Annotated in this window: 17 protein-coding genes; 3 read left to right on the top strand and 14 right to left on the bottom strand. The window is 34.9% G+C overall.

Features of this window, described 5'->3' with window-relative positions; all coding sequences use genetic code 11:
* Positions 1 to 27 precede the first annotated feature (27 nt).
* Together gldC and gldB are read right to left on the bottom strand one after the other, a co-directional pair.
* A complete protein-coding gene (gldC, locus tag DVK85_RS08340; RefSeq protein WP_114678004.1) occupies positions 28 to 372 on the bottom strand; it encodes a gliding motility protein GldC in 345 nt (114 codons plus the stop codon).
* Positions 372 to 1,340 carry a gliding motility lipoprotein GldB gene (gldB, locus tag DVK85_RS08335; RefSeq protein ID WP_162845337.1) on the bottom strand — a complete coding sequence of 323 codons (969 nt, stop codon included), beginning with the start codon at positions 1,338 to 1,340 and terminating at the stop codon, positions 372 to 374. The genes gldC and gldB overlap by 1 nt, the downstream gene beginning before the upstream one ends.
* 112 nt (positions 1,341 to 1,452) lie before the next feature.
* On the opposite strand from gldB, the gene nadE reads away from it, so the two are divergent.
* On the top strand, positions 1,453 to 2,259 hold the full coding sequence (gene nadE / locus DVK85_RS08330) for an NAD(+) synthase (protein WP_114678002.1): 807 nt from the start codon (positions 1,453 to 1,455) through the stop codon (positions 2,257 to 2,259).
* A gap of 87 nt (positions 2,260 to 2,346) precedes the next feature.
* Complete coding sequence (locus tag DVK85_RS08325; RefSeq protein WP_114678001.1) at positions 2,347 to 2,976, top strand: response regulator transcription factor; 630 nt, start codon at positions 2,347 to 2,349, stop codon at positions 2,974 to 2,976.
* 43 nt (positions 2,977 to 3,019) lie between these two features.
* Here the strand turns inward: DVK85_RS08325 and dnaG are convergent, their stop codons facing one another.
* The 10 genes from dnaG to DVK85_RS08275 form a co-directional block, all read right to left on the bottom strand.
* Positions 3,020 to 5,002, bottom strand: coding sequence for a DNA primase (dnaG, locus tag DVK85_RS08320; protein ID WP_114678000.1), 1,983 nt, complete (start codon positions 5,000 to 5,002; stop codon positions 3,020 to 3,022).
* Between the two features lie 74 nt (positions 5,003 to 5,076).
* Positions 5,077 to 6,507, bottom strand: a complete 1,431-nt coding sequence (locus DVK85_RS08315) for an SDR family oxidoreductase (protein WP_114677999.1) — start codon at positions 6,505 to 6,507, stop codon at positions 5,077 to 5,079.
* A gap of 76 nt (positions 6,508 to 6,583) precedes the next feature.
* On the bottom strand, positions 6,584 to 7,471 hold the full coding sequence (locus DVK85_RS08310; RefSeq protein WP_114677998.1) for a cation diffusion facilitator family transporter: 888 nt from the start codon (positions 7,469 to 7,471) through the stop codon (positions 6,584 to 6,586).
* 73 nt (positions 7,472 to 7,544) lie between these two features.
* Positions 7,545 to 8,621 carry a glycoside hydrolase family 53 protein gene (locus tag DVK85_RS08305; RefSeq protein ID WP_114679016.1) on the bottom strand — a complete coding sequence of 359 codons (1,077 nt, stop codon included), beginning with the start codon at positions 8,619 to 8,621 and terminating at the stop codon, positions 7,545 to 7,547.
* Positions 8,622 to 8,705: 84 nt separating this feature from the next.
* Positions 8,706 to 9,746 carry a hypothetical protein gene (locus tag DVK85_RS08300; protein ID WP_114677997.1) on the bottom strand — a complete coding sequence of 347 codons (1,041 nt, stop codon included), beginning with the start codon at positions 9,744 to 9,746 and terminating at the stop codon, positions 8,706 to 8,708.
* A 25-nt stretch (positions 9,747 to 9,771) separates the two neighbouring features.
* Positions 9,772 to 10,554, bottom strand: a complete 783-nt coding sequence (locus DVK85_RS08295; RefSeq protein WP_114677996.1) for a hypothetical protein — start codon at positions 10,552 to 10,554, stop codon at positions 9,772 to 9,774.
* Positions 10,541 to 11,101: an RNA polymerase sigma factor gene (locus tag DVK85_RS08290; protein ID WP_114677995.1), complete on the bottom strand. Its 561-nt coding sequence runs from the start codon at positions 11,099 to 11,101 to the stop codon at positions 10,541 to 10,543. Before DVK85_RS08290 ends, DVK85_RS08295 begins: the two co-directional genes overlap by 14 nt.
* Positions 11,102 to 11,226: 125 nt before the next feature.
* A complete protein-coding gene (locus tag DVK85_RS08285; protein ID WP_114677994.1) occupies positions 11,227 to 12,414 on the bottom strand; it encodes an aspartyl protease family protein in 1,188 nt (395 codons plus the stop codon).
* A 111-nt stretch (positions 12,415 to 12,525) separates the two neighbouring features.
* Complete coding sequence (locus tag DVK85_RS08280) at positions 12,526 to 13,842, bottom strand: T9SS type A sorting domain-containing protein (RefSeq protein WP_114677993.1); 1,317 nt, start codon at positions 13,840 to 13,842, stop codon at positions 12,526 to 12,528.
* Between the two features lie 247 nt (positions 13,843 to 14,089).
* Positions 14,090 to 15,067 (bottom strand): polyprenyl synthetase family protein, encoded by a 978-nt coding sequence (locus DVK85_RS08275; protein WP_114677992.1) that lies wholly within the window; start codon positions 15,065 to 15,067, stop codon positions 14,090 to 14,092.
* Positions 15,068 to 15,196: 129 nt separating this feature from the next.
* On the opposite strand from DVK85_RS08275, the gene DVK85_RS08270 reads away from it, so the two are divergent.
* A complete protein-coding gene (locus DVK85_RS08270; RefSeq protein WP_114677991.1) occupies positions 15,197 to 16,717 on the top strand; it encodes a S1C family serine protease in 1,521 nt (506 codons plus the stop codon).
* A gap of 70 nt (positions 16,718 to 16,787) precedes the next feature.
* Here the strand turns inward: DVK85_RS08270 and rlmN are convergent, their stop codons facing one another.
* Complete coding sequence (rlmN, locus tag DVK85_RS08265; RefSeq protein WP_114677990.1) at positions 16,788 to 17,843, bottom strand: 23S rRNA (adenine(2503)-C(2))-methyltransferase RlmN; 1,056 nt, start codon at positions 17,841 to 17,843, stop codon at positions 16,788 to 16,790.
* 46 nt (positions 17,844 to 17,889) lie between these two features.
* Positions 17,890 to 20,142, bottom strand: coding sequence for a T9SS type A sorting domain-containing protein (locus DVK85_RS08260; protein WP_114677989.1), 2,253 nt, complete (start codon positions 20,140 to 20,142; stop codon positions 17,890 to 17,892).
* Positions 20,143 to 20,204: the final 62 nt, after the last annotated feature.

Below are 20,204 nucleotides of genomic sequence, written 5' to 3'. Positions count from 1 at the left end.
AGTTGCCGCTTTTTTGTTTACTTATTTTTACTCCTTTTTCAGTTCGAGTTTCTCGGCAAAGTAATCGCAAAAATCTTTCATAGTGGCGGTCATTTTTTTATCACCTGTAGCACGCTCAAAAGTATCGGACATAGAAACCAATGTTTGGTGGAAAAATATTTTCATTTCATCCACAGGCATATCCTTAGTCCAAAGATCAATACGCATACTCTCTTTCGCCTTATTATCCCATACTGATAGCATTATTGCTTTCGATTCTTCGTTTTCTACGCCGCCGTCACGAGCTGTCCAATGTAGTTTTTCGGGCACTCTGTTTTCGTCGAGTGTTATATCAAATTTTATTTCCGATTTAAGTTTCTTAGTATCTGGCATTATTTCTTGGGTTTGTATTTAGAATTTTCAAAAATGGTTTTGGCATCCATCGCCAAAAGCTCCTGCAAAGTTACATTTTTATTATTTTCTGCATAGGCACGCACTATTTGCCAACCCAACCAACGCCCCAATCTTCCAGGCGACTCATTATCAAGTTCTAAGTAGAATTTAGAAAAAGGTGCAGGGTTAATAAACCTAGGAGCTAATTTAGAATCGGTATCATAAAGTAAATTTTTATCGACAAAATAACGCCACATTTCCGATTCGTTCTCTTGTGCCCATTGTAAGTGCTCGGGTGTATAGCCTATTTTATCGGCATCGGTAATACCTGGCAGTAACAAATCTTGCATATATAGCTCTTTACCATAATATACCATTAGTGCTAGTAAAGTTCTATCGCGTGGCGGAGCTATTTTACCTGAAACAAATGATGTTGCTACATCGGGCAATATTTGCGAAGGAGTAAATTGTAGAACTTTATAGCGCGGTAACTCTTCATAATCATATAAACTATTATCAGCGCCTAGGTAAAGACTTAAAGGTATAAGCACAAACCCTTGAGCGTATATTGCTTTTGTTTGTAAGTCATCAGAAACAAGCGTTATCACTTTAGGACTTTCAAAATTGGGGTAATAGTATTTTATGTGTTTAAATAATTCTTCAAAATCTTTTTCAAGCCCATTTACAGTGGGGAATTTTCGCTGTACTTCATTATATAACTCCAACTGAAAAGTATCGCGCATCATCTCTAACCACACCGCATCTTCATTACCTTCAGGAAAGAAATATGGGTATTCGCTCTTCAATTGCGGAAGATCATCTGGTGTACCCCCAAAAAACTTTTTTTCAAAACGGTCTATGGTAACTTTCTCAATAGGTATTGCTGCTATTTCACTTTCCTTTTTATCTTCTTCTTTGCATGAAACTGCAATTACCAAAGCGGCAACTATCAACACAAATTTCTTCATCTTTATACTATTATTTTGTAATCTTATTAGGATTGACTCTCTTTAATTTTTGTAATTTTATCACATTAATCGTGCAAATATACATCTCCTAATTTATAAACATATACTTAATATGCATACCGATAACGGATTTAAAGCTGAAGCAATAAACAATTATATAGTAAACTGGTTACGCGACTATGCAACTAACGCAAAAGTAAAAGGTTTTGTTGTGGGCATATCTGGCGGTATCGATTCTGCACTTACCTCTACTCTTTGCGCTCAAACGGGGTTACCTACACTTTGCTTAGAAATGCCCATCCATCAGGCACACAGCCACGTGCAACGCGCCAAAGAACATATAGCACAGCTTAAGGCTAACTATAGCAACGTATCGGAAATAGAAACTGACCTAACCCCTGTTTTTGAAACATTTCGCAAACAAGTACCGGAATCGGAAAATGAACACCTTAATAACCTTACACTCGCCAATACTCGTGCGCGATTAAGAATGACAACGCTATACTACTTTGCAGGAATAAATAATGCCTTAGTAGCAGGAACAGGCAATAAGGTTGAAGATTTTGGAGTTGGTTTTTATACTAAATATGGCGATGGTGGTGTAGACATAAGCCCAATTGCCGACCTAATGAAAAGTGAAGTTAGAGCATTGGCGAAAAATATAGGAGTACCTCAAAACATTATCGAAGCAAAGCCTACAGATGGGTTATTTGGGGATGATCGTACTGATGAAGACCAACTAGGAGCAAGCTATGAAGAGCTAGAATGGGCAATGCTAGAAGTAGAAAAAGGAGCCCAAGCAGATAGCTTTACTGGTAGAAAAAAGGAAGTCTTTAACATTTACATAAGACTTAACACTATTAACCAACACAAAATGAGACCTATACCTGTTTGTGAAATTCCAGAAAATTTGAAATAAAATTCTTTCATTCACAATACTTTAAGATTTAATACAATTTTAATTACTAACTTTACTATCAAGTTTTTAACTAAAAGATTGTAAGCTATGATTAAACTTTGCCTAGCAGATAACCACCCTGTTGTACATCATGGGATGAAATCCTATTTTAAAGAAAATTCAGAATTCAGTTTTGTTGGTGTAGTAAACAATCTGGATAATCTGCTTGATATATTATCTAAAAAAACAATTGATACGGCTATTATAGATTTGGAACTAGAAGGACTTACTAGCATTAGTGATTTAAAATTGATTGTTGAAAAATTCCCTGACACAAAAATCATTCTGTTTACCAATCTTTCAGAGCAAATTTATGCGCCCAATGCATTAAAAGCAGGTATATCTGGTTATGTGCATAAAAGTGCTAAAATGGAAGTGCTTGAAAATGCTATTCGTAAAGCAGTAGAGGGCGAAATAGTATATAGTGATACTGTGAAGAAAAACCTTGAACTACTTAGTAAAGGTAAAAAATCAGAACGATTGTACCGTAAACTTTCGTCACGCGAAATTGAAGTATTGCGTTATTTAAGTGAAGGAAAGAAAAATAAAGAAATTGCCAAACTACTCGACCTTAACGAGAAAACAATAAGTACTTACAAGCTACGATTATTAACTAAACTACACGTAACCAATCTTGTAGACTTGGTAAATAAAGCAAAAACACTAGAGATAGTTTAACCTGAAAATTACGGCATATAGAAAACTACTACTTTAATTTATACTAATAAAAAGAACTTCTTATCCTGCTTATCTTTCTAGATAAATAGTTTATAAGCATATTATAATCTTTTACATTCATTAATATCTCCATATTATCGGCTTCGGGACTTACTTGTAGTTTTAGATCCTGTATTAGTTTACCTAACAATAGCCAACGTAAGTCTATAATATGCTCGGTAGTATAAGTAGCGACCGCCATCGATTTTTCTTTTACAGGTATCTGTTTCTTCTCTTCCCACTCGTGCAGGTAATACTTTTCATCTTGCATATAAACATCTGTTGCTACAAATTGTAATTCTGATGGTAGTGTATTCAAAAAAGTATCTACACTTAGCTCTTGGTGTGTCAAGTAATGATCTACAATTGCTTTATATAAATCTTTAAAAACAGGATTGGTAAACTCTATTTCATCTTCTTGCAGGTTCAGGTAAATACGCTCATACACCTTAACGGTTTTACGCTCTGTTTCTTCATACTCTTTACCAAACTCATCATACTTTATATAAACATCTTCAAAATCCTGCTCTGTACTACCATATAGCAATAATATCTCTATAATTTTGCGTTCTAGCGCATCTTGAATGTTTATAGTTTGGCGTGGTTGCTGAGTGCCTTCATTAACAGGCTGCATGGCTTGTGCCTTTTGCTGTTCTTTCTGTTTTTTTCCTGTATCCGCAATATCCTTTTGTAACAGCTGTGCCAATGTGCTCGCTAACACCTGTTCAGATATATCCATAATACGGGCGCACTCCTGTATATAAACTTCGCGCTGTATCCTATCGGGTATTTTAGCAATACTGGTAACCATATCGCGAATAAGCCCTGCTTTTTTTACAGGATCATTTTTAGCTTCATCTACTAATAAAGACGCTTTAAACTGTATAAAATCTTTAGCGTTAGTATCAAGATATTCAACTAACTCATCATGCGTACTTTTCTTCGCAAAACTATCAGGATCTTCACCTTCAGGAAAAGTACAGACTTTTACATTCATACCTTCTTCGAGTATCAAGTCGATACCCCTAATAGAAGCGCGCAGTCCCGCAGCGTCCCCATCAAAAAGAACGGTTATATTTTTAGTAAGCCTGTTTATTAATCGAATTTGGTCGGGTGTTAATGCCGTTCCTGATGATGACACAACGTTTTCGACACCTGCCTGATGCATCTGTATTACATCGGTATACCCTTCTACTAAGTAACAATTGTCTTGTTTGGCAATAGCTTGTTTGGCGTAGTATATACCATATAGCACTTTACTCTTGTGGTAAATGTCACTCTCGGGCGAGTTTAAGTACTTGGCTGCCTTTTTATCGTTACCCAAAATACGACCACCAAAGCCAAGGACACGACCAGACATACTCTGAATAGGGAACATTACCCGACCTCTAAAACGGTCGATATGCCTGCCGTCTTCTTTAATAATAGTAAGTCCTGTTTTATCTAAAAATTCTTCTTTGTAGCCTTTACCTAACGCCTCTTTAGTGAAAGCATCCCATATCTCGGGAGAATACCCAAGTCCGAATTTTTTAATAGTATCACCTGTAAAGCCACGTTCTTTAAAATAAGAATATCCTATTGCCTGCCCTACATCGGTAGTAAGCATGGTAGTATGAAAATACTTTTGAGCAAATTCAGAGACCAAGTACATACTTTCTTTTTCATTAGCCTGTTCTTTATCTTGATCTGTTTGCTCAGTCTCCTCTATTTCAATATTGTATTTATTAGCAAGATAGCGGATAGCTTCGGGGTATGAAAAGTGTTCGTGCTCCATTAAAAAAGCTACCGAATTACCTCCTTTGCCCGAGCTAAAATCTTTCCATATCTGTTTTACAGGCGATACCATAAACGATGGTGACTTCTCGTTACTAAACGGGCTTAACCCCTTGAGATTACTACCTGCTCTTTTGAGTTGTACAAAATCGCCGATAACCTCCTCTACACGGGCGGTTTCAAATACAGTATCTATGGTGTTTTTAGAAATCAAGACTTTCGGTATTTTTTCTAATAAAGGTTAGCAAAGATACACAGTTTAGCGGAAACAGGGCGTTTAATTTAACCTCATGCACTCTTATGGTTACCTGCCAGATTATCAATCAGTCCGTTAAAAATAAAGTAGTGAAATGGCAGTACCGAGTACCAATAGAGCCTACCCCAAAGCCCCTTGGGACGAAATACAGCACGCTGGTGCAGTATACCATTATCTATTTTAAACTCTAGCCATGCTTCTCCTGGCAACTTCATCTCAGCATATAGTAATAATCGCTTTTCTTCACGATCTGCAAAGAGCACCCTCCAAAAATCGAGGGCATCACCTGCCTGTATTTTAGAAGCGTGCGTACGCCCCCTACGGATGCCTGTACCACCAAATATCTTATCAACAAAGCCTCTTACTTGCCATAAAAAATTACCGTAATACCAACCTGTATTACCTCCCAATGCCCAAATACGGTTAAGTACTTCTTCTTCATTAGTAATACTACGTTGTTTTACATCTTTTAGACAGCCATATTTAGGTATGCTTACATAGTTAGACAACTTACCTTTAAAGTGACTACTTACCATGGCATCTTTCCAGCTCGATGTAATAGTATCGTCTTCTATCTTGGTAAAAGCTTTTTCTACCGCTTTACGATAGGTTATGGGCCGCACCCCTAAAAGTTCAGGTAGGTTATTAGGTCTACCTACAATTTCTATCTTCATACTATCTACAAGCGATACAGCTAGTTTATAGGATGTAGAGGTTACAAAATATAACCAATAGGACGATAAGCGAGGCGTCATAATAGGTAATGTACATATATAACGCTTTAGTCCGCGAACATTAGCAAAAATGAGTAACATTTCTTTATAGGTCAATATATCAGGACCGTATATATCATAGTTTTTATTGTACAGCTCTTCCCTACCTGCTGCCTTAGAAAGGTATGCCAGCACATCGCGTATGGCTATGGGTTGCGACTTCGTATTGAGCCATCTTGGTGTTATCATTACAGGTAACTTCTCTATTAAATCGCGGATTATCTCAAAAGAAGCACTACCACTACCTACTATAATACCTGCACGCAATGTAGTAAGTGCATATTGCCCCGCTTCAAGAGTTTCTTCTACTTGTTTTCTAGATTGTAGGTGTTTGGAGAGTAAATCTTCATTTACAATACCGCTCAAATAAATAACTTGTTTAACATGGGTAGATGCAATGTGTTTTTTAAAATTAGCAGCACAAGTAAGTTCTAAGTCTTCAAAATCGTCAGAAGCTGACATAGAGTGCATAAGATAATAAGCAACATCTATATCTTTCGGGATTTTTATGGCATCGTCACAAGTCAAAAAGTCGATTTCTATAAAACTGATATCAGGATGGTCTTTAAACTCATCAGGAATTCGGTTAAGATCGCGTACACAGCAAACGAGTTCATAATGTAACTCCAACAAAAATGGTATAAGTCGTTTCCCTATATATCCTGTAGTCCCTGTTACTAGAATCTTCATTTACTTAATTTTACCTAAATATAGGCACAAAACAGCAAAGGAGCTATTTAACACTTGTTATAATAAATACAAAATATTATTTATTTTCTAACTCACAAGACTCTTCGTCTAGCTCTACCTCTATGGTATAATGTGAAAAAGGATACTTTTTAAGAATAGTTTTAACAGCATTTTTTATTTTCAACACCTCGCTAAAAGAGGTTGTATTATTTATTTTTACATGGACTGCAAAAACATGATTTTCACCCTCTAACGACCAAATATGCATATGATGTAATGACAAGACATTTTGAACCTGTAATATTTCATTTTTAAGCTTTTCAGGGTCTATATCATAAGGTGTACCCTGTAGCATTATAAATAAGGTTTCTTTAAGACGCTTTATTACATTATATAAAATATACAGTGTAATACCCAGTGAAAGGAGAGGATCGAGATAAGGCGCATCTACAAACATCATGACTATAGAGGCTATAAGTACAGCAACCCACCCCAAAACATCTTCTATTAAATGCAAGCTCACCACACGCTCATTAAGCGTTTTACCTCCGCTTAACTTAAAAGCAGCATAGCCATTTACAACAATGCCTATTATTGCAAAAATAAACATACCTTGTGCATTAGATTCTTCAGGGTTCATTAATCGTTGTATGGCTTCGATAATAATATATACCGAGCCACCAATAAGCACAAGACTATTAACAAAAGCTCCCATTAGGGAAAATCGGTTATAACCAAAGGTAAACTTATTGTTAGGCTTTTTTTTAGAGTATTCGTTAAGATACCAAGACAGCCCTAACGAAAAACTATCGCCCAAATCGTGTAGTGCATCTGAAAGGATTGCAACACTGTTTACATACAACCCACCCACAATTTCTAACAACGTAAAGCTAAGGTTTAAGAAAAAAGCAAGCTTTAGACTTTTACCTGAATTATCATGATGATGAGAGTGGTTATGTGACATTGTAATTTTTACTATAAAAATAAGAAGTTTCAATCACGACACCTATAAACAGAAAGAGAATTTAAGCATTGAATTAATCTTGATATACTTCAAGAACAGGCAGTGCTGTATTATTGAAATCCCAAAAAGCAAGATTCTCAGTCGCCGAACCGTCTGTTGCTGTAGGACCATTAAAAGCAACAAGCTCTGCACCCCAATAACAGAACCCTATACCTTTAGACTCTTGAGCTATTATTTGCTTTATTTTCTGTAAATATTCTTTTTGCCCTGTAGCTGTTGGGGTATACTGCGGTAACAATTGGTCTTCGCTACCTATAATATTATTAGTATAATCATTCCAATCTAATGTAAACGGATAAGCCGTTTCAGCAATAACAATCTCTTTATTATACTGATTAGCAAGGGTTGTTATATTATTTTGAAATTCTGTGAGGTCTTTACCATGCCAAACGGGATAGTAGGATAATCCTATAATATCGTAATCAAGTTCTATTAATTCTGAATAAAAACTTTGCGCTCCCTCATATCCTGCATAATGGAGTATTATTTTGCAATCTTCACTAGTATCCCTCACAGCACTAATACCTTTACTCAACAAAGTTGTAAACTGTGACAAGTTAGTAATGTTGCCTTCTGGAAAAAGAAAACCACTATTAATTTCGTTCCCTATCTGGATATAATCGGGTTGTATTTCTGTAACTATTTGCGCTGTATAGTTATACACTTCTTGTTGCAATGTTGCAAAATCTAGATCTTGCCATACTACGGGTTTTGTTTGACTGCCAGGGTCTGCCCAAGTATCAGAATAGTGCACGGTAAGCCATACTTTCATACCCATACTTTTTACCTCACTAGCAAAAGCTTTCACTTCTTGAAAACTAGAATGGTTATCCTCAGGGTTTTTCCACAGCCGTATTCGTATGGTGTTTACCCCTGCATTTTTTAATGTAGTAAGCATATCTTCGGAGTGTCCTGCTGTATTAAGCATCTCAATACCCGACTGTCTTACTTGTGGTATTGATGAAGCATCGACTCCTTTGATGAAAAAAGAAGTTTCGGGTAGTTGCTCCTGTTGTTGCGTTGCATCATCTGATGAGTTGCAGGAAGTAAACAGTATAAATGCAAGTATATAGGATAAACATCTTTTCATAACTGTAAAGGTATAAAAATAAAAAAGTGCTCCCATTGCGCGGAAGCACCTCTTATTCAAAGTACAAAACTAACCCTTAACTTTTTAATTGAAATCAAATCTTATGCCAAGAGACAAATTATTCTGATCAATATCATTATTTTGGAAAATAGGCTGTAAATCATATTTTGCATATAAACTTATATCTCTATACCCTACATAAGCACTTACACCATATACAAAATCGCTCACATTAAAATCGCCTTTCTCTTTATCCTTTTGTCTATTCCCATTTTCTTTATATTTTAATATCTGTTTCTCTTTTACATTTACTCCAGCATATCCTCCTAGACCTACCCTGAAACTATTATGACTCGGAAAATACACCTTTTCATCGCCTGTGCGCTTTTTAGTAAAATCGAACTCAAGATGTACAGGCACAACAAGGTTTACATAACGTAAGCGTGACACTTTAAGATCAAGCCCTGAATCTTCAAGATATGTTTTCCCTCCTTCACTTACAAATTTCTTATTATCGTCAGGACGAAGGTTATTGTATTGTAATGACAAACCGTATTTAGCACGAAGTAAGTTGTTCTCCTTAAATATTCTTGTATTCCATGCTACACCCCATTCATAAAAATCAGAACGCCATTTGTAATTATCTGTATCTATCTCTCCGTCTACCACTACACGATTAACACCTAAAGCAAATACAAATTGTGATGTAGTTCTTTTTGGTTCGTGCTTTTTATATCTGGTAATAGTATCGGATTTAGAGCCTTTACTATAACTAAATACTCCAAACGTACGTGTAACCCTAGAATCGTCTACTTTACCATCTACTTTATCTTTTACTAATTGTGTAAGTTTTTCTTCTTCTGCCGTTACCCTTACCTCAATATTTTTTGCTCTCTTAGTGGCATATTCCTTTTTGCGAGCATCGGCTTCTTGTTCAGATATTTCATTATTCTCAAGCATTTTATTTACCTGCTCTACTTCCATTTTAAGAGAGTCTTTTTGCTGCTTAGTTACTTCTTCTATATTTTTAGATATTTCATGCGCCCTTTCTTCAAAAGTTTGAGCATTTAATTTGGTTACGAGTAGGCATAATGATGCCACTACATAAAAAATAACTGTTTTCATGTTCTGATGATTTTGGTGTTTTTGATTATTGATTTTGCTGATAGTTTCTATTAGCTACCGAAGTTTTTATTGCATTATAATTTTTAACGGCCGATTGCAATACTTTACTTCTGAAACTCTCATTAAGTTCTCCCTCTACAGATGAAAGCAATGAGTTAGAATCTATTGTTATTGAAGATTTATTCTTTTTAGGTGTTATGCTACTTTTATTATTACTTTTCTCTACCGACGCTAGTAGTTCGTCTGGATTTATAGTTATACCTTTCTTAGCCTTTTTCATTACTACTTTATCTGTAGTAACATTTGATGCTAAAGCAGCTTCAGGAGCTTTATACGCTGTTGCTGCTGTTTCAGGCTCTTCTTTACCAGCTATATTATTTTGATTTGTGTTATAAATAGATTTTTTTTCTATTCTTGAAGCAGGCTGTGTTATTGTAGCTATACTTTTTTGCTGTTTTATAATATTATTATTCACTACATTTCCAACCTCAACATTCGGCTCTGTAATTTCTGTAGATTGTAACGCTCCATTTTCAATATTCGGTTCAGTTGTAGTAGTAACCACAGCATCCTCTATTATTACACCATCATTAGTCTCTTTTTCTTGTTGTAACAAAAATACTCCAATGGTAAAAAACACTATAAATGAAGCAGCCATATACAACCAAGTTCTTTTCTTACGTTTTGGTTTTTTCTCTTCGGCAACAGTAAGCATTGCATCTAACCTATCCCATACCTGCGCCGAGGGCTGTACAGTTCGCTTTGCCAGCTTATTTTTAAATTCTTGTTCTATTTTATTCTGTTCCATTTTCATAACTCTTTAATTTGTCAACCTGCCCTCGCAGCATTTTTCTGGCATGCGATAACTGCGATTTCGATGTTCCCTCGCTAATGCCTAGCATTTTTGCAATTTCTTGATGTTTATACCCTTCTATAGCATACAGGTTAAACACCATTTTATAACCATCTGGCAAACTGTCTATCAAGGTTTGTATTTCATCTACCGAGAAATGACTCTCTATATTGTTAAAACTATCCTCTGTAAAAAACTCATCTTCTAAGAAGCTAACTTTTTTTTGTACTCGTAGGTAAGAGATACATTCGTTTACCATAATCCGTCTTATCCATCCTTCAAAGCTGCCTTTATGTTCAAACTTAGCTAAGTTGGTAAACACTTTCATGAAAGCCGTAATCATGATATCTTCTGCCTGCTGCACATCTTTTATGTACTGCCTGCACACCCCAAGCATCTTGGGAGCATGTTGCGAGTACAGCTTCTGCTGTGCATGCCTGTTGTTACCAATGGCTTGCTTAATAGTATCGCGTTCTTCTTGATGTAATTTTATTACTTTCAAAACTTGCTTGTTAGTTGGTGTCGAAGTATTAATTATAGACTTCTATTAACATAGACGATAATAGGTTTAAAATAGTTGCATTATATGTATAAAAAATAACCATCCACATCATTTATCCTTAATAATCAAAACATTAACTGTTTTTTAATTTTAATTCTTTTTACAATACCATCTCGTTTTATTGTTAAAACTTGTTCTGAATTGTTTGCTAAAAAGTTTAAAAAATATTCCCTGCAATCACAATACTCGTTACAAGGTATTGTTTTGTTATCTATTGTTTTTATTTCATCACCTGGCAACAGTCCTTCTCTGGCTGCACTACTACCCTGATACACCATACGCACTATAAGTTTATCATTCTCAAAAACAGGAAAATAACCAAATGTTTCCCACCCCTCTTTATGTGCTTTCCCTTTAATAGGGGTAAGATACAGTTCGCTATCTGCAAAGTTTAGAGTAACAATATAGTCCTCAATTATCTGACACCCTAACATAGAGGTACGTGTACTGGTAGAAAAAAACACTGGCTTATTTATTAATTCAGCAGCACCTATTTTTATACTACTGCCATTAAAAACATAAGTAGAGTCTTTCCTAACTCCATTTACACTCTCTGATTCCGAGCCGTATACTTCTCTAATTCTTTGAGGGTCTATAAAAATGGCATCTCTAATATTCAACTCTAAAGGGTATCCTGCTCCTAAGTCAAACAACACCTCTCTGTTCTTACCATTTATATCGATTAAAATATAAGGTTGTTTTCTACTATTTAACCTAACCTTACATTTAATAGCACCTTTTAAAGATAATTTATCAAGCTCATCGGTTACTATAATTTTTTGGTTCAAAACATCTATTTGCCATATATATTTCTCTATAATACTAGCCCCTATAAGACCTCCGTTTAAACATGATATTGTTGGCGAGTTACTAACATCCATAACCAGCGTACCAACATCTGTAAATGTAAGTGGTCCTATTTTTAATGTATCTGTCATTACAAGGTTTACAGTACTAGTCAATTTATTACTACTACCTACATTTATTTGTGTTAAGACAGGAAAATTATTTTCTCCCTGCATTTTTGTAGTAATCATATTAAGACCTCCAGTATCAAAAGAGTAGTCGTAAACTTTACCGCCTACATCAACTTTTAAAACAATTCCTGAAGCATTATAATCAAAGGGAATTTCATGATAAAAATCTTTATCAGATATTTCAACAGTGTTTATCCATTTTTTTATTTTCCTATCGGATTGTGAATAGACACTTAACGAAATGACTAGAATTAAAATTGAGTATAATTTATTCATAGTTAGAAATCTTTGTAGATATAAATGTGGGCTTTCAGAAGGTTTAAAACTACAAAAAATAAAAAAAGCTGCTCCGTTAAGAGCAGCTTTAAGAACTATAATTATAACTTTTTAGTTTTTAATCAATTTTTGTGTTGCCACTTTACCATCTATCACAGCATTTATTACATAAATACCATTTTGAAGTTGTGCTACATTTACAGTAGTAGCGTTAGCATTTGGTGTAACTTTCATTACTTCCTGCCCTAACAGGTTGTGTATTGTAACTGTTTCTATATTACTAGCACTATTAAGATTTACCATCTGTGTAGCCGGGTTAGGGTACATAGTAAAATTACTAGCCGTAAAGCTATCTGTTGCCGCTGTAGTTGTAGTGTGGAAATAAACATTATCTATAAATACAGTAGATGTGCCGTTGCTAGAAATAATTAACTGTGCAATATGGTCTTTATTTACAAGCCCTGTAAAATCTGACAATGGGATGCTATAAGACAGCCATTCGCCTTGTGTTGGGTTATCATATACTACTTCATGCTCTGTATCATCGCCACCATCATAAGCTCCATCAGCACCAAAATCTACCAGCTTAATTCGAAGTTGTGTAAAATCTGAAGACCATACATTTAAATTAAAATGTGTCATATCCGTAGCATCTATTTGCATCGCTACTGTTTCTATACCTGCATAGCTCAGATTCGTGTATTTTTTAGTATCGTTACCCTCAATTTGTACCTCTACTAACCCTCCAGATGACCATTCTGTTAACCAAGTATCAACAGTAACATCAGTATACACCCCACTAAACATAGACATTACCTGAGCTTCATCTACTGTTGGGTCGGGTGCTGCAACCATCGGTTCATCAGTACCACCATCATCAACACCAAAAGAGATATTATCAAAATAAGCTACTGTTCCATAAGTTCTTGGGTTGCCCGAAAAATCAGGAAAAACAACAATTTGGTCAAATGGTTCTGCAAAAGCACCTATTAAAAAAGATAAGTCAAACGTTAGCTCTTCCCATTCATTAATAAGCGTGTTAGGTATTTTCATTTCTCCTTGTGCTGCACCCGAAGGTGTTACTAGTTTAATACCTACATCGCTAATAACCGATTTATAAACCATTATTGTTATGGTAGAATTATCGGCAGTTAAAACAAAATCATCCATACCTATATCGTGCGATGTTTCGCATCCTGCCCACGGCATACCTGTTTCTAGCGCAGTAAACTCTGCAACTGTAGACGAAGTATTAATTCCTGACATATTAGGATTAGCTACAAAACCCAATACTGGATTAGTATCGTTTTCAAAAACATTCCAAGTGTAATCTAATCCAGCTCCACTCGTTTCAAAATTAATGGTTTGCTGTGCATTTGTAATTACTGTAGCAAAAAGCAACGGTAATATGGAGTAAATTTTTTTCATATTTATAATTTTATGTTTACGGTTGTCAAATTATAAATAAAAAGACACCATCAATAAAAATTACACAATACAAATACCATACAATAATGAAAAATGTAATTTTTAGATCAAAAAATCACACTATAACCAATAAAAACAGAGGTTTAGAATATATCTAACAATAAGGCAATACTAATATACAACGTTGTTGTTGAGGTTATGTATAGGCAAAAATGGTAATTGTAGAGGTGTGTAAGAGGTGAGATAATTATTTTTTACGCTCTATAACATAATTAACCATCAATACAAGCGCATCCTTATAGGGAGATGAAGGATATTCTGCTAAAAGCAAGAGTGCTTCTTCACGAAATTGAGCCATTTTTTCTTCGGCATAAGTAAGCCCACCTGCTTCTTTTACAAAAGTAATAACTTCCTTTACACGCTTTTTATCTTTATTATGGTTCTTTACCGAATTGATAACCCATTTTTTTTCAGCTTTAGAACAATTATTAAGTGCATAAATAAGCGGAAGTGTCATTTTTTGCTCTTTAATATCAATCCCAGTAGGTTTGCCAATCGCATCATCAGTATAATCAAAAAGGTCATCTTTTATTTGGAATGCCATACCTATAAGTTCTCCAAAACGACGCATTTTTTCGGTATGTTCACTTTCTGGAGCTACAGAGCAAGCCCCAAGTGCACAGCAAGCAGCTATAAGTGTTGCTGTTTTTTGTCGTATTATTTCATAATAAATATCCTCAGTAATATCTAGCCTACGTGCTTTTTCTATTTGTAAAAGCTCGCCTTCGCTCATTTCCCGCACCGCTACTGATATAATTTTAAGCAAGTCAAAATCGCCATTATCTATAGACAGCAATAATCCTTTAGATAAAAGATAATCGCCAACCAATACTGCAATTTTGTTTTTCCATAAAGCATTTATAGAAAAAAATCCTCGTCTTCGGTTACTATCGTCTACTACATCATCATGAACAAGAGTTGCAGTATGTATTAATTCTATTACCGATGCTCCTCTATAAGTACGCTCGTTAACCTTACCATCACTAATCATTTTAGCCGTAAGAAAAACAAACATAGGTCGCATTTGTTTCCCCTTACGATTTACTATATAATACGTTATACGGTTTAGCAATGCTACGTTTGAAGACATAGATTCATGAAACTTTTTTTCAAAAAGTTCCATTTCTCTAACTATGGGGTGCTTTATTTGTTCAACGATTTTCATTGTGCCCAAAGATACTACAATTCAAAAATTATATTTTTTAAAAAACGTAAAAAACTCTGATTTTTTTTTTTTGATAATATCCTATAATGGCTACATTTACAGCTTAACAAAATTTTAACCAATTTAATCATGAAAAAATTCTTGTCTAGGACATTATTAGTAATAATTGCTCCTCTGATATTTACCAGTTGTGCATCTATATTAAACGGTAAATATCAAAAAGTTACAGTAAAAACCTCTTCATCAGACTCTAAAGTATATGTAGATAATGAATTACAAGGCACTGGTAAAAGTGTAGTTACCAAAATGAAGAGAGATAGAGGTGTAAAGCAGATAAAAGTAGAACGTGATGGATATAGAACCGACTACAAAGCCCATTTTCAAGATAGAAAATCAGCTTTATATATAATGTCATGGATTCCATTTGGGGTTCTTTTATACCCTCCTTTCATGGATGTGGGAAATAAAGCATATAATTATCCTAAAGAAGTAAGTGCTGGGAAAGATATGGAAAAAATCCATCAGAGATCTGATGATGAAAAATATGTTTATCTTAAAAATACAGCTTTTGATGTTAAGAAAGATGACATTAAGTTTACTGTTATAAAACACCGTAACTTTAAGAAAAAGAAAGATAAATTTAAAGACAAAGGTACTGGTACAGAAGATATTAAATTTGACAACTCTATTTTTAGCGAAGCTGTAACCGAAGTACTTAAAAATAATAATTATATAGACACAACAAATACTATTTTTAGAAGTAATACTAACTCTCTATACCTATCGGCTAAAGTAACCAAAGTTAAGTTTGAAAATGTATATGCATTTGAGGCTAAAATTTACATGAGATATCTTGTTACTAAATTGGATATCGAATGGGAAATATTTGACCTTTATAGTCAATCTAAATACAAACATACTTATAAAAGCAAATCTGGAGAGTTTGCTATGAACGAGGATGCTATGAGAAATAGTATTGAAGATGCAATATCTGCTTCATTCTATGAATTGATGGACTCTAAAAGTATGAAAGAACTGATAGAGCAAAAAGAAACAAAAGAAATTAAACTCGAAAAACTACAGCTAATTAAACCTAACCCTATCGCTGGTCTTGAAGAAGCTATGGAGGCTACTGTAACTATAAAACACAAAGACGGACATGGTAGCGGATGTTTTGTTACTAATGATGGTTATATTTTAACTAACTTTCATGTAGTATCTACTAACGATAAAATAACAGTTATTACTAAAGACGGTACAGAGTATGATGCAAAGATTATTCGTAAAAATGAGTACTCTGATTTAGCACTTATAAAAATTGACACTAATAACGAGTTTGCGTATACACTGCCTATAGAAAAGAACTATAACATAGGGCAAGATATATTTGCTATTGGTACTCCAAAATCTATAGAACTTGGTCAGTCGTTAAGTAAAGGTATTATATCAGGATTCCGTACTTATGAAGACAACCAAATGATACAAACTGATGCCAGTGTAAACGGTGGTAACAGCGGAGGTGCTCTTGTAAGTAAAGACGGAAGCTTTATAGGAGTTGTAAATGCTAAAGTATTTGGTGTAGGTATAGAAGGACTTGGTTTTTCAATTCCTGCAGAAACAATATTCAAAAATCTTAGTATTACATACTAAGATTTTAAAAAATAAGTATAAAAAAGCGGCTTAAAGCCGCTTTTTTATTTTCTAAAATAACCATTAAATATTAAGAAACAGTACCTTCATTTTTATTAGCAAGTTGCCCACAAGCGGCATCTATATCTTTACCACGACTACGACGCACCTTTACTACAATATCATTTCGTTCTAATGCTTTTATATAATTATCTATTGCCTGGGTATCAGCCTGCTGAAATTCGCCATCATCAATAGGGTTATATTCTATAAGGTTAACTTTACAAGGCACATACTTACAAAACTTTACCAGTGCATCAATATCTTCTTTTCTATCATTAATATCTTTCCACACTACATATTCATAAGTTACACGACTTTTAGTCTTACTATACCAATACTCTAAAGATTCTTTTAAATCTTTTAAAGGGAATTTTTCGCTAAAAGGCATAATGCGCGATCGCACCTCATCTATACCTGAGTGTAATGAAACGGCTAATTTAAACCGTACTTCGTCATCTGCTAGCTTCTTTATCATTTTTGGCACTCCCGATGTAGAAACGGTAATACGCTTTGGCGACATCCCTAAACCTTCGGGCGAGGTTATCATATCAATAGCTTTAACAACATTGTTATAATTCATAAGCGGTTCGCCCATACCCATAAAAACAATGTTAGATAATGGTCTGTCGTGATATAAGCGACTTTCGTTATCTATAGCTACAACTTGATCGTAAATCTCATCAGGGTTAAGATTCCGCATTCTTTTAAGGCGTGCAGTAGCACAAAAGTTGCAATCAAGGCTACAACCTACTTGGCTAGATACACAGGCTGTTGTTCTTGTTTTAGTGGGTATTAATACCGACTCTACAACAAGCCCATCGTGCAATCGTACTGCATTTTTCACAGTACCATCGCTACTCTTCTGCATCTGGTCTACCCGTATGTGGTTAATAACAAAGTTATCTTCTAGTAGTTTGCGGGTGGCTTTGGATACATTGGTCATATCTGTAAAGCTATGCGCCCCTTTGTTCCAAAGCCACTCGTAAACCTGATTACCTCTAAAGGCTTTATCACCTTGAGCAACAAAAAAATCGCGTAATTGTTCTTTTGTTAGTGCTCTAATATCTTTCTTCTCCGTTTGCATGGCGCAAAGGTAGTAACTATTTACTAATTAAACGTTGAGCTTATTTTTACTCTTTAACCAGTTTAAAATTAGCCGCTTTACCCGTAGCATCTGTAACTTGTAGCATATAAATACCATCGGCAGCCGATGCTATATCAAGCTTGCTTTCGCCTGTGGCAAATGTACCACCAGCTACTACCTGACCAAGCATATTATATAACTGGTAATTTATAACAGAGGTATCCTCTACAAGTATATTAAAGATACCCGAAGAAGGGTTAGGATATACTTTAAATGTGTTTTTAAATATAGGTTGAGTTACAGCAAGGTTAGGGTCTAGACTAAAAGTTACCGATTCAGTCTCATCAAAACTACCTCCTTGTACTATAGTATTGCCTCCTGTAGCAAGTGAATAGCTACCATTACCATTAGAACAACATATACCATCGCCAAAAGTATCGTTTATTGTAAACGTATAGCACCCTCCTGTAAGGTTAAAAGTTTGGTTAAATAATTGATTCGAGTTAAGGTTTGTACCACTATACAAAACAGTTCCACTTTCATTAGTAAGCTGCCAAGAAGTCTCATAACCATAATTATCTGTTTGTAATGTAAAATCTACATCAGCTAGTGCATATATGTTTACATCAAATATTTCAGTAGCAACGTCATTTTCAGTATTTTCATCTGTTATGCCATTAGGCTCGCTTAATGTAACTGTAAAAGTATTTTCGCCATTTACTGTTATTATTTCGGGTAGCTCTACATTATCACTTTGCCCTGTACTAAGAGAACCACTCCAGTTATATAGTATAGGTTCGCCATCGTTTAACTGATAAGTTACTTGTACTGTATTAAGTTGATTAGTACCCGAGTTAGTTATTTTTACTATTGGTGTTATAACAGTATTACAAATATTGTCGCCAAGGTTTTCAATAGCTACTTTTGCATCTGTATTATAAATTATTCCTTGCGGATAGTAATCTAACGTTACTGCATTTGTATTACCTGGATCGAGCCACTCTTTAAGTCGTTGTGATGATGTTGAACCTTGATTCCATGAAATACCAAACCTACCATAAATATCCTGTCCCCCATTATCTGTAGTACCACTACAAGCAGCAGTACCAGCATATAGTTGTCCTATAACCCTACCATTATTATCAAATAAAGGCGATCCAGATGACCCTCCTTCGGTTACACCTAAATCCCAATCATTAATTTGCCACATATACTCTCCTCCAGCATTAGTTAATGTAGGAGCATCATAATCTCTACATGTCTTCATAATATCTCCTGAGGGGTGGTGTATCCCGAAAGTAGAAGCAGGAGCTACATCACTCCTGTCCCATCCTGCCCATGTAAGATCCCATTCACTTGGTAAATTTGCTGTAATTTCAACAAGACAAAAATCAGACGCTGCACGTCTTGCCTTTAGAGTTGCTCCACTTGCCGTTTGAAGGTATGAAGTACTATTAGTACTATTAGTATTACTTGCACACACAGGAACAGGGCTTATCCAGTTGAAACGGAATGCCCATTGTGCAGGGTTAGAATAACAGTGATTTGCAGTTAAAAAATAAGGTGTACCATCGTTATTGGTATTATTAACCAAAGCTCCCGAACAAAACCCCGAACCGCCCACAACTATCATTGCCACAGCTTTCTTGTTTATCTCTTTAAGGTCTTGTATATCATTAATAACACAATCTACATCATAATTACAGGCTCCTGAATCATTAAGATCTTGTGTCGATTTTGCATAGCTCTCACCTGTACGGTAACCGTGTATTAATTTAAATATTTCTAGTTTACCTTGCCCTGCAACAGCAGCAGGCTCATAATACTCTAGCCACATATCTTCGCCCTCTACAAGCCAAGTACCTAGTACACGTTGTTCGTTATTTTGGCGAGCATCGTATGCTCCAAGTAAATTTTTATGATCATTACTATATAGGTAAAGATTAGCACCATCGGGCATATAAAAATCACTAAATAAAAAGTTCATAGTTTTTGCTCCTTTAGAGTAAAAACGTATTCTCCATATTCTACTACCATCTTCTAGGGTATACCAGTTACCACTATTTTCAAGATTATAATCTACAATAAATTCATGACCAAACCTCCAAGGTATATCTTTCCTGTTTTCATTAGCTTTATCTTCTTCCTGCAATGCTTTCAGGTCAAAATCGGGCATGTTTATTGGCGCTACTTGCTCCATATTTCGTAATTTCCAACTCATTGGCTTACCTTCATTAGTAACCTGTGCTTGAGCTAAAACTGCTATTAGTAAAAAGTATAGCGTAATTTTAAATTTCATAATAATAATTTATAAAGGGGTAAATATAAAAACGTAAATTTAATATTTTTATAAAGAATACA

The organism is Flavobacterium arcticum, assembly GCF_003344925.1.
GTDB lineage: Bacteria > Bacteroidota > Bacteroidia > Flavobacteriales > Flavobacteriaceae > Flavobacterium > Flavobacterium arcticum.
Note: the sequence above shows the minus strand (reverse complement) of the source record. Positions and strands in the feature narration are given on the sequence as shown.